Genomic DNA, 12,615 nt, shown 5'->3' on the forward strand with positions numbered 1-12,615 from the left:
GGAACCCACTCCCTGGATCTGATCCTATGGTTGATGGATAACTATGAACCGGAGAGTGTCGTCGGCAGTGTCTTCCATAAGCTGAAGTTTACCGAAAATGCAGCGAACGAATGGGGAGCTTGGGATCCAAACGAATTCGAGGTAGAAGATTCGGCGTTCGGGTATGTGAAATTTAAAAATGGAGCGACGGTCATCATTGAAACCAGTTGGGCTCTAAACATTGCTGATGGTGGCGGCAACCTGCTGTGCGGAACGAAGGGAGGAGCGGATTTTGCAAAAAATGAACTGCGTATTAATGGCGAGCGGGACGGGAGTTTGTTCCTGAATAAAATCGAGGTGAATCCGAATGCGAGAGAACTTTTCAGGGGAGAAGAGATGACCGATTTCGAATATGAAGCCAAACAATGGATTCACAGCATCGTGAACGATAGCGAACCCTTGGTTAAACCAAGAGAAGCTATGATTGTTTCACAAATATTAGAGGCGGTGTATATATCCGCAGATACTGGAAAAACCGTTTATCTTGATGATAAGGAATAAGGATGAAATAAAGTGCACTTTTCCATGAGTCGCTAATGTAGCGGCTTTTTTTTTATCCCGGAAAGGACGAGAACATGTTCCGATTACCGGATAGATGAGAACTAATCATTTTCCATCGCGATTTCATTAAGCTGGCTGGCAGAAAGAGGTAATAAATGATTAAATCCATAGTCCACCTACATCGTTGTCTTCTTTTCTAATATGATGATTATGTATTGGCGTTCCCTTGTTAAAAAAACGATTGGAGGACTTCGTATTGAACGAAATAAATGCTGAAACTCTGACACAGGTTTTAAACAAAATGCTCGGTATAAAAATAATCTGCACCGATTTCCAAACCCAACCGTTACATGGCGGTACAGTGGGTAATGTACAGCTTGTGACGGGTAATGCCAAAACCAATGACGGTGAGACATTACCCTATAAAATCGTTTTAATAACGCAGAAGAAATGGGAGCGCTACAGCGATCCCGATTCATGGCGTAGGGAATATGATTTGTATAAATCCAATTTCGGCGCGCTGTTCTCTGAATCCTTCCGTTGGCCTGAATGCTATCACGTCGAAATGAACGAAGAAGAAAACGAAACGCAGATATGGATGGAATATATCGACGGCATATCGGGTTTAGATTTGACCGGCGATATGTATGAACGCGCAGCCGAGGAATTAGGACGGTTCCAAGGCAAGTTATATGCCGAACAGCCAGCTGTTTTACAGAACTTGTCCAACCTGAGCAAAGCGGATTACATGAAAAAATTCTATCTTCATTATCGGTCATGGAATAGAGTGCACGATTATATACGCTCCGACGATTGCGGAATCCCGAAACACCTATGTCAAATGCTCATCGACATTGATGAAAACGCAGACGAAATATGGAGCCGTATTGAAAAGCTCCCCATCGTGCTGTGCCACAGGGATTTTTGGGTGGCAAACATATTTTATTCAGACGGAAAAACCATACTCATGGACTGGGATACGGCGGGGTGGGGCTATTTAGGTGAAGATATGGCAAGCCTTATCGCGGACGAAGCCGATGTTGAAAACATGGTTGAATACTACCGTAGATGTATCCCGGCGTATTACAAGGGTTTTTCGGAATATGCGGATATTTCACACATAGCGGATAACTGCGTATATGAGTTGATTCTACTTATGTTCGGGTACAGGCTTGTAGAGTGGTATATGGACGCAGGATCAGGAAACAAACTCCAAGAAACGAATGATGAAAGAACAATGCACATTCATACCTTGCAAAAAATCTTTGAGATAAGGAATGAACAATGACTCCTCCGACAATGGAAGTAAAGGAATTGGAACAGTAGTGTGATATATTTGCAAAAAAGTTTGATTGATTAACTACGGGGAATCGATCGCTCAATAATGAAAATAGACGGGGTTGTCTCAAAAGTCATCAGTAGATGACTGAGAGATATCCCTTTCCATTTTTTATTGACTAACGGTTCATTCAATAATAAAATAATACTAAAAATTCCAGTAGGCATCTTCTATTATTGGGCCAAATGGATTTGAAGATGATCAGAGAATACGAGGTGGAGTAGTTTGGGCAATAAATAAACCGGGCTTCGAATGACTAATTTCACTTTAGGAGATGAGCGGAGATGGAAACACGTGTGAATCAAATTGAATTGAATGGACGCACTTTTCAATATCGCGAGAGTGGGGAACCTTCTGCACCGCCGCTTGTTGCACTTCACGCGCTTGGAAAAAGCGCAGAATCATGGGATCCAGTCGCTGCTGCATTAGGAGAAAAATACCGCGTTTTAGCTTTAGATCAACGGGGTCACGGAGGGAGTGCAAGAATAGGTAAATACACATTTGAACTGATGTGCGATGACTTGTTTCATTTTGCAAATGCCATGAATTTGGAAAGATTCACGCTAATTGGCCATTCCATGGGGGGAACTGTATCCTATCTTTTCTCGGAAACATATCCTTCGAGAATAGAAAGATTGATCGTTGAAGACACTCCACCACCCTTTCCGGATAAGCCGATCGAAATTCCTGCCAAACCTTCTGATCCCTTGCCGTTTGATTGGCTGGTAGTGCCTTCGATTTTACAGCAACTTCATGAACCTAATCCCGAATGGTGGCTGCGGCTTAATGACATAAACATGCCGACTCTAATTATAGGAGGTGGGTCCAGTCATATTCCTCAAAACAAATTGCAGGAAGTTTCTGAGCTTATTCCGAATTGCGAGTTGGTGATGATAGAGGAAGCTACGCATTTTGTGCATGATGATAATTTACCAGCTTTCTTGGCAGCCGTAAAAAAATTTCTTAATTCGTAAGTTTCCGAAGGCCTTCACGATTACCCTAATTTTTATTGAAGCTAAAGAGCGCAATTTCAGAATGCGAATTGCGCTCTGTGCATGGGACTTTCACCTAATTTCTCTGCCGTCGACTTTATGAAAATGAATCTCCGCCATAACAATATGCCCCTAACATTTACCCACGGCTGTATTTTAGAAATAGTAAATTAACTTAGCAGCACTAGTAAGACCGCATACTCGTTTACATGTATTTTACTTGTATACAAATAAGAGGATATGATAAGATGAAATCGTATTGAAAGCGTTTACTAACCGTGGGAAAAATTATTCGTAAAGGGGAGAGTTTAGTGAGAAGCCAGTGGAGAAGTCGGATTGCCGCAGCCCTAACGGTCATCATGATGTTTGCTAGTATCGTGTGGGCCATGCCGATCACGTATGCAGCCAAAGAAGAATGGACCAACGTTATGATTAACGGCGGCTTCGAGGATTCTGAAGAAGATGGACGCTTGCCGGGCTGGCAGCCCCATGAAGACAAAGCTTCCATAACGGTAAGTGAGTCCGTGTACGCAGACGGGAAACGAAGTCTTCAGGTGGAGCGCCTGTCTCCCGATGCAGGTTCCGGAGCGGTGAGCGATGCTTACGCTGCCCAGCCATTCGGCAATGTCATCATGACAGCAAGTGTGCTATCGGATGAAGGCCAAGGCGGCAAAGCCGACCTCAGGTTTTATGATGCAGACGGAAAGCTTGTCTCCGTAGTGAGCGGCCTGGTCGGTGAACCATCGGGCCAATGGCAGAGTTTAAGAGTAGCTGCTTCCGCACCAAAAAATGCAGTGGAGATCAGGGTAGCCTTCGATTTTAATGGTGACCTAACCGGCCGGTATTTCGTGGACAGCGTCACATTGGAGTCGCAAGCTTCCTCTCCATACTTAACGAATTTAGGACAGCAATCTTCGAGTTTAACCTTGATGACGGCTGCGTTCGGTAAGGATAGGAATGGTCAGGATTCTTTGTTCACGGTCGCACAGGGTGATCCGGCACAATTCATCGTAATGGATGTTGCTTCGAAAGAAGTGAAGTCCACTCATCCACTTGTTGCGCTTGACGGAAGCAACGTATCGGCAGCTTGGGCGATTGTGACAGCCTCCGACGGTATGGTATACATCGGCAGTACGCCGAACGGGACGTTGTTTCAATATGATCCGGCAGAGGATACAATGCGGGCGATCGGCAAACCGGTTCCTACCGATACCGTGATCTGGACGCTTGTAGCCGGGGAAGATGGCAAAGTGTATGGAGGAACAGGATATTCCCAAACGCTGTTTGAATATGATCCTGCATCCGACCAGACCAGAATCCTGAAATCCTTTAAGTCTTCTTCGAAAGAGTCTCATATCCGCAGCCTTGCTTACGATTCCGATCGTCAAGTGATCTATGTGGGGGGAGCCGATGTCGCCAAGCTTTATCAATACGATCTTGCAAGCGGAGCATCTACCCCGCTTCATCCGCCTGAATTTACTGGCATGACTTCGGTTTATGATCTCCGGTATGCAGGTGGCAAATTATTCGTGCGTGTGGATCCGGGACCCGTTATGTGTGTCTATGATCCCGAAACTTCCAGCTGGATCATAAATAAAAATACGGCCTATAATGCCCGGGGATTCTCACCATTATCGCCTGATGGCAAGAAGGTGTTCTACACCTATTACGAGACCCTCCCGGGAGGCGCGCAGCAATGGTCGCTTTATTCGTATGACGTGAATTCGGGAGTTTACGGATCGCTGGGCGTGGATGTCAAAGGAGCAGGCGTCGCTTTTGGTTATGTACAGCTGGACCAGTCTAAGTATCCGGGCTGGACATTGGTCGGATTGGCCGGAAATAGCGGCAGGGCATTTTATTACAATCTGGAAACCGGTTTGATTGAGACGCCGGAGCTTCCGTTTCCGGCACAGTTTGTGGAACTGTTTAACATCGGGAAGAGCACAGACGGGCAGATGCTGTCTTCTGGCTTCATTTCAGGCGGGGGAATGGGAATTTACTCGCCGACCCGTAACGAGACCAAGCATTATCCTCAAATCGGCCAAGTCGAAGGATTCGGTTCCTTGAACGGAAAGGTGTATCTCGGCGTATATCCTAGAGCAACCATCTTTGAATACGATCCAGCCAAACCATGGAACCGAACGGACCCATCAGAACCGAATAATCCGCTGCGGCTTGGTCAGCTGGGTTCGGAGCAAGACCGGCCCGTAGCCATGCTCGGGGTCGAGGAAGAAAACCTGTTATATATCGGCTCCTATCCAATCGCAGGCAAAACAGGCGGGGCTCTTACCGTCTACAATCCTGTTACCGGAAAGTTTGATGTGAAGCGCGACATTATATCCGGCCATTCGATCAATTCGTTGCTTTACAAAAATGGAAAGCTGTTTATGGCCACCGGCGCGATGACCGGCGGAGAGGGGAAGCTTGCCATTTACGATACAGCATCCGGCCGAGTAGAGCTGGAACAGGTACCTGTTCCGGGCAAAAAAGCAGTAACCTCATTGATATGGGGCCCGGACGGTAACATTTGGGGAATGGCGCTGGGGGCTCTGTTCATCTATGATACGGAACGCCAAGAGGTTATTTACAGCGAGGATATGTTTCCTACAGCAGATTATGCCCACAGCAATCCTCGCTTGACCGTTGGAACCGACGGCCATGTGTACGGCACCATTTATACGGGATATGTGGCTGACCACACGTATACGAGCAAGATGTTTAAGATTGACACAGCAAGCAAATCGCTGTCCATCTTGTTGGAGAGCAATGCGGAAAAGCTGGCGCAGGACGATTTTGGCAGCTTCTATTTCAAATACGGCAGCGAGCTGATGAAGTATAGCGACCCGAATCTGGTCATGCCGCTAGACAAAGTACAGCTCGAGGCTGAATCGCTTCAGCTTCATCCGGGAGATGAAGTCGGCTATTCCTACGAAGTCTTTCTTGAGAGAGGAAGAACGACTAAGGAGTTATCCGGCGCTCACATTGAGTATTTGAGCAGCCGTCCGGATAAGGCGGAGATCGACCCAAAAGGAAAGATTATCGCCAAGCATCCGGGACAGGCCGAGTTGTCGATTCGAATTACATTGAACGGGATAACGGTTGAATCCAATAAAATCAAGGTGAAAATAACCGGACCTTTTTAAAACTGTTCATGACATATAGCAATATGAGGCCGTTGTCCTTGACAACGGCTTTTTCCTTTATTATCCAGAGATCCGTTAGACCCTGGAAATTGAAGCTTGAAATGATGAAGTTATTGAGGTCGCGGTGAACGCAACGATTTTCTTAAGAAAGATTTATGTCAAGGACAGCGAATGCATAGTAAGCGGTTGGATAACATTTGGGTAGCCTTTCGGCACAAAAATTATTCTAAAGTTACCGCAACCGACAGGGGATCGGCCTCCGTTGTATAATTCATTAATACCAAGAGCATGTCCACATTACATAAGGGCGGGGTTATGATGCGCAAATCATGGTTTAAACGACTACTATTGTCCTACATGCCGGTATTTATGATTGTCATCACGTTTATCTTCTTTGTCTTCTTTCAAATGTTCAGTGAGCAAAGCCGTCGCGAGGCGCTGAATGCCAATAAGACGCTGTCCCTACAGGCGATGCGGATCGTGGATACATCGCTCAAAGTGATCGATAATATGATCGTCCTCGAGAGTATCAACAGCGAGCCTTTGAACCATTTTTTTAAGGCAACCACAGGTAGTGATGCCTACATCAACATCAGGACCGTGCAGAAGCTAAAGGAATTGATCAATTACTATCCTATGATCGATTCCATTTACTTGGTGCGATATTCGGACGGATATGTGTTGAGTGATGCAACCAACGCTTATATCGGTTCATATCCTGACCGCAAATTTATCGAAGAATATCAGGTGTCGAAGACTCCGAAGTGGACCGGTGGGCGCAGCTTCGAGCAGTTTAAAATGATTGGCGGTAAACAGGTGGTCAGTCTGGTGCGGGGATCGCCATATATGAAAAATAATCTCGGCATGATCGTGGTTAACGTTTCGGCGGATTCGCTGAAAAAATTGACGGAGAATATGTACGAATCCAAGGTCAGCTTTATCCAGGTTAAAGATGCTTCCGGCCAACCTTTGTTCGGGAATAAAGCGAAAGTTAAAGAATCCGAGCTCTTCTCGGAATATACCTCGGACTACACCGGTTGGAAATATGGAAGCGGTCTCATCAATGGCGGATATGTCAATACGGTTTCCGAACTCTATAATCTGTGGTTCGTGATCGGACTCCTCATGATCGCCGCAGGATTCATCTGGATGATCTATGTGACTCGGCGCAATGCCAGACCGATCGAGCGGATCGCCGAGCGATTCAGCGACTATTCCCTGCCTGTAAGGGGCGCGGGCTTATGGAAAGGCAGTCCCGACGAGTTCGCATTTATTGAGTCGGCGTTCGATCATATCCTGGAGCAGTCCAGACAATACCAGGAAAAATACCAAGAAGACCTTCATCTGCGGACAAGGTATCTGTTCCATCAGCTGATTGAGGGACAAACCGATATGAGTCTGGAAGAGTGGCAGGAGGAAGCCGCCATGCTGAATATACCCGAGCCGCTGGACCGGTTTAGGTTACTCATCATTGAAATGGACAACTACGGAGATTTCTGCCGGAAGTATACGGCGAGTGATCAGCATCTGCTGAAATTCGTCCTCCGGAACGTGGTGAACGAGATTGCGATGAAGGAGAGTGTTCGTTTGTGGTCGGAATGGACGTCGCCCTCCTGCCTAGCCGTCATTTACTTTGAGGGGGACGAGACAGAGGAGAGAGATGGTGAAGCTTTATCCCGTTTTGGCTCGAAAATACTGGGCTGGACCGAGCAAAATTTGAAATTTACCGTTACGATTGGAAGCGGCGAGGAGGTTTATCGGATCCACGACCTGTCCAAGTCGTATAAAAGCGCAGCTCAAGCGCTTAAATATAAAATCGTACTCGGGGAAAACAGGCTGATTCGTTGCGAGGATATCGCCGGCACAAGCCATGCCGAGCTGTACGCTCACCTAGGAGAAATCAGCTCGATTATTCAATCCTACCGAATGCTGAACATAGGGTGGGAGGAGGCATATGAGGCATGGTTCGGACAGTTAAAGGGCAGCCTTCTTACCAATGAAGAGATATTTAATCTCATGAATTATTTGCTGTACAACGTCGGCCGGGAACTATCGGACATGAATAAGGATGCCTACCGCCGATGGGTTCAGGAACGGCTTCCTCTGCTTACGGAAATGCTGGACCATGGCAGTTCATTGGAGCAGCTGCGGATTGAAATCAAGCAAGCCATGACCAGTTTGTTTGAATCCGTGGGTCAGCTACAAGAAGGCAGGCAGTACGCAGCGCTTATCCGGGAGATCTGCAAGCTGATCGAAAAGGACTATGCCAACCCCGACTTGTCGCTGGAAATGCTCGGTGACCGCTTTCAGTTGAATCCCAAATATATCAGCAAGTTGTTCAAAGGGCATACAGGACAGAGGTTCGTCGATTTCCTCATCCATGTACGGATGCGTGAAGCAGTGAAGTTGTTGTTGGAGACGGATGCCTCTGTCCAAGAGATCGCGCAGCAGGTTGGCTATACTCACGCCATCTCGTTTACGCGTGTATTTAAACGGATTATGGGGGTCGCACCGGGCGAATACCGCAGCGGTGAGCTCCGCAAGGCGAACGGGTGAAAACGGTTTATTGGTAGAAAACGGTTAAGGTGGCGAGCTCATCGCTGCCTTTTTCGTTATAAATCATGCAGGCGAAAATGGTTAACCCGTTTATTCTTGTTTCTTGTTGATCGCAAGATCGGGCGTTTACAATGGCATTACATTCCGCCGCATTCGAATGGGCGCTGACTATATCCGCAATATACCACGGAAGGAGTACATGCTGATGCGAAGTCTCAACAATAAGTTACATGGCGGTCCCGGGCTGCCCGGTCCTGCTCAGGTCGGCACCCGCTCCCGCCCGCAAACGACTTGGATCCGGATCAGGCGCCACTGGCAGCTGTATCTGGTTCTCCTGCTCCCCTTACTTTACTTGATTGTATTCAAATATGTGCCGATGGCCGGGATCGTGATTGCATTCAAGGATTACAGCGTCATTAAAGGGATTTGGGGAAGCCCTTGGGCTGGGTTCAAATACTTTGAACAATTTTTTGAATCCCCAAACTTCTGGCTCTACATCAAAAATACGCTCGGAATCAGTTTCTATGGCCTTGCTGTCGGCTTTCCTGCACCGATCATTCTGGCGCTCGCCCTGAACGAAATCCGAAATGGGCTGTTCAAGAAGAGCGTACAGATGATAACTTACGCTCCTTACTTTATATCGACGGTTATCATGGTATCGATCATTATCGTCAATTTGACGCCTCAGGTGGGCATGGTCAGCAAGCTGTTCGAAATGATGGGAGTAACCAATACGAATTTTATGGGTATGCCTGATCTGTTCAAATCCATTTATGTTTGGTCCGATGTGTGGCAGTACACCGGATACGGGGCGATCATCTATATCGCTGCGCTCGCCGGAGTTAATCCTGAGCTGTACGAGTCGGCCAGGGTGGATGGGGCTTCCCGCATCCAGAAGATCCTCAAGATTGATATCCCCAGCCTGATTCCCGTGTCAGTGATCATGCTGATCCTGAATCTTGGTAACATTATGAAGCTGGGTTTCGAAAAAATCTATCTAATGCAAAACCCTCTCAATCTCGCCTCTTCCGAAGTCATATCTACTTATGTGTATAAAGTAGGTCTGCTTGGGTCGAGCTTCAGCTTCTCGGCGGCGATTGGCTTCTTCAACTCGGTGGTGAATTTGCTCCTGTTGATCGCTGTGAATTACATCGCCCGAAAGCTGTCGAGCAGCAGTCTGTGGTGAGTCGAATGAATTCGTCGCCGAGGCTGACTGAAACCATACCAAATGAAAAAGGTGCCAAGGAGGGAACAACATGCCCAAAACAACAACCGCTATTCGGGAATCCCGGGGGGACCGCATATTTATCGCTTTAATCTATGCTTTCCTGACCTTGATTCTTATCATCGTGGCTGTGCCGTTGATTTATATTGTCAGCTCATCCGTAAGCTCGCCGCAGGCCGTCGTGTCCGGAAAGGTATGGCTCTTCCCAGTCGATTTTACATTGGATGGATACAAGGCGGTATTCCAAAACCCGCAGATCGGCGTCGGCTATATGAACTCCTTGTTCTATACGGTCGTAGGGACGGCGATCAACGTGTCACTGACAATCATGTTTGGATATCCGCTTGCCAAGCGGACGCTGTACGGCCGCCATTTCTTTATGATTGTGCTGGTTATTACCATGATGTTCGAAGGGGGCTTGATCCCGTACTATCTCCTGGTGAAGGATCTCCAGTTGCTCGATACCCGTTGGGCGATGATTCTGCCGGGAGCCATGGGCGTGATCCAGGTAATCGTTGCCCGCACCTTCTTCCAGACGACCATCCCGGATGAACTGTCCGAAGCGGCGGAGCTGGACGGATGCAGCGATATCCGGTTCATTCTCAGCATCGTCCTGCCTTTGTCCAAACCGATTATTGCCGTCATGACGCTCATGTACGCGGTTGGACATTGGAATGCATATTTTGACGCCTTGATCTTCCTCAGATCTCCGGACTTGTTCCCGCTGCAAATCATTCTACGCAACGTCTTGATTCTCAACACGGTGGATCCGTCGATGATGGCCAATGTGGATCAGGTGCAGGCGCAGCAAGGCCTGAAGGATCTGTTAAAATATTCGCTGATCGTCGTAGCGAGTGCTCCGGTACTGATCATATATCCGTTTGTTCAGAAGCATTTTGTCAAAGGAGTCATGATCGGTTCGTTGAAAGGATAAGTGGGAAACCAGCTTAAGGGAGGTGGTGCGGTCCGTTGTTTAAGGATGAGACGGCTGCTTGAAAGATTACTAGTGTGACAAGGAATACGATGAAAAAGAATGGGGGAGTTGTTTTTGATGCGCAAAGGGTGGACGAAGTCTTTAATCGCGTTGTTAATCAGTGTGTTGGCCTTGACGATGCTGTTGAGTGCCTGTGGAGGATCCTCCAATCCGGAGAACCCGGACACTGCTCCTGATGAGACAGGGATGGAAACGCCTCCGGAACAGAGTGAATTGTTTACAGAGGTCGGCACCTATCCGATTGTGAAGCAGCCGATGACGATAAGAATGTTTGCACCACAGTTCCCTACCATCGAGGATATGAAAACCAATGCCTTTACCGTGTTCCTGGAAGAGAAAACGAACATCAAAATTGATTGGGACCTGGTTCCGAACAATGCCTTGAAGGATCGCAAACAGCTAATGCTCGCCAGTGGAGACTACCCGGAAGTCATTCTGCATGGGGACCTCTCCAAAGAAGAACAGATGAAGTATGGATCGCAAGGCGTGTTTATCCCGTTGAACGACTTGATCGAACAATACGCGCCGAATATAAAGAAGGCGATGCAGGATATCCCGTATATGAAGGATTCGATAACGGCCCCCGATGGCAATATTTACGCCCTTCCCCAAGTAAATGAATGTTATCACTGCGATAACGCATTGAAAATGTGGATCAACAAGAAATGGCTCGATCAGCTGGGACTATCCGTTCCTACCACCACGGAAGAGTTTTACAATGTCCTGAAGGCTTTTAAGGAGAAGGACCCGAATGGAAACGGCAAGGTCGACGAGCTCCCGCTTTCGGGATCAGATGAGATGTGGGCGGGAAACGTTTCGGCCTTTGTGATGAACTCCTTTATATTGGATGATTATACCGAGAAGAATGCGGGAACCTTCCTAAGGGTCATTGACGGCAAGGTTGATTTTACGGCAAATAAGGATGAATGGAAGCAAGGGTTGATTTACTTAAACAAGTTATACAAAGAGGGATTGATTGATCCGGCTGCCTTTACACAAAACGCTGACGCGGTTCAGCAAATGGCCAACCGGGAACCAGACAACGTCATGGGAGCTTTGTCTACCGCGCTGATCAGTTATGCCTACAGCATGGATGATAAAGCGCCGCGGCATAAGGATTACGTCGTGGTTCCACCTCTGAAAGGGCCCGGCGGCGTTCAGCAAACCCTGAATTTTGCCGGCATTGGTAATTCCCAGTTTGCCATTACGAATAAAGCGACCAACGACCAGCAGATTGCAGCGATCCGCCTCGCAGACTACCTGTACACCGAAGAAGCAATTCTGCTGCAGGAGAACGGACCGGAAGGCAAAGGTTGGCGAAAGGCACAAGACGGGGAGCTGGATATTAACGGAAAGCAGGCAAAATATACGTCGATTCCGAAAACGGACAAAAAGCCAACGCATAATGACGGATGGGAACAGATCGGGCCTTCTTTAAGAACTTATGGGTACCGAGCTTCCTGGACCGCACCGCAGGATCCGCTGGCACCGGACGGATATGGGACGCGGCTGAATCAGGTATCCAAGGAGTATGAGCCATTCCATTCCAAGGAGCAATACCCAAATGGCGTGTTTATTGCGCTGGAAGACGCGGAGATTGCGGCGCAAATCAAGACTGCGTTGATTGATTACGTGAAGTCCAACATGGCTCAATTTATTACGGGGTCTAAAGACATCAATAAGGAATGGGACGCCTACGTCAAGGGGTTAGACGGACTTCAGCTACCCCAATACCTTGAAATCTACCAAAAAGCCTTGGAAGCGAAAAAGGAATGAACCGTCATGGGGTTCTCCGCACTCGGATTTACCGTGCGGGGCCCTTTTTT

8 protein-coding genes are annotated in these 12,615 nt (G+C 47.6%); all 8 read left to right on the forward strand.

Going from position 1 to position 12,615, the window contains the following annotated elements:
- A partial coding sequence (locus DP091_RS30015) for a Gfo/Idh/MocA family protein (RefSeq protein WP_146747032.1) occupies nt 1-540 on the forward strand: 540 nt, incomplete at its 5' end.
- A gap of 301 nt (nt 541-841) precedes the next feature.
- Nucleotides 842-1,828: an aminoglycoside phosphotransferase family protein gene (locus DP091_RS30020; RefSeq protein WP_113061704.1), complete on the forward strand. Its 987-nt coding sequence runs from the start codon at nt 842-844 to the stop codon at nt 1,826-1,828.
- Nucleotides 1,829-2,163: 335 nt separating this feature from the next.
- Nucleotides 2,164-2,853 carry an alpha/beta fold hydrolase gene (locus DP091_RS30025; protein WP_113061685.1) on the forward strand — a complete coding sequence of 230 codons (690 nt, stop codon included), beginning with the start codon at nt 2,164-2,166 and terminating at the stop codon, nt 2,851-2,853.
- A 329-nt stretch (nt 2,854-3,182) separates the two neighbouring features.
- Nucleotides 3,183-6,014 carry an NHL repeat-containing protein gene (locus DP091_RS30030; RefSeq protein ID WP_113061686.1) on the forward strand — a complete coding sequence of 944 codons (2,832 nt, stop codon included), beginning with the start codon at nt 3,183-3,185 and terminating at the stop codon, nt 6,012-6,014.
- Nucleotides 6,015-6,332: 318 nt separating this feature from the next.
- Nucleotides 6,333-8,570, forward strand: a complete 2,238-nt coding sequence (locus DP091_RS30035) for an AraC family transcriptional regulator (protein WP_258394743.1) — start codon at nt 6,333-6,335, stop codon at nt 8,568-8,570.
- Nucleotides 8,571-8,775: 205 nt separating this feature from the next.
- Complete coding sequence (locus DP091_RS30040) at nt 8,776-9,756, forward strand: ABC transporter permease (protein WP_113061687.1); 981 nt, start codon at nt 8,776-8,778, stop codon at nt 9,754-9,756.
- Between the two features lie 70 nt (nt 9,757-9,826).
- Entirely contained in the window at nt 9,827-10,729 is a 903-nt protein-coding gene (locus DP091_RS30045; RefSeq protein WP_113061688.1) for a carbohydrate ABC transporter permease, read from the forward strand.
- A gap of 117 nt (nt 10,730-10,846) precedes the next feature.
- On the forward strand, nt 10,847-12,565 hold the full coding sequence (locus tag DP091_RS30050) for an ABC transporter substrate-binding protein (protein WP_113061689.1): 1,719 nt from the start codon (nt 10,847-10,849) through the stop codon (nt 12,563-12,565).
- Nucleotides 12,566-12,615: the final 50 nt, after the last annotated feature.

Source organism: Paenibacillus sp. MDMC362 (assembly GCF_003269305.1).
Lineage (GTDB): Bacteria > Bacillota > Bacilli > Paenibacillales > Paenibacillaceae > Paenibacillus_AQ.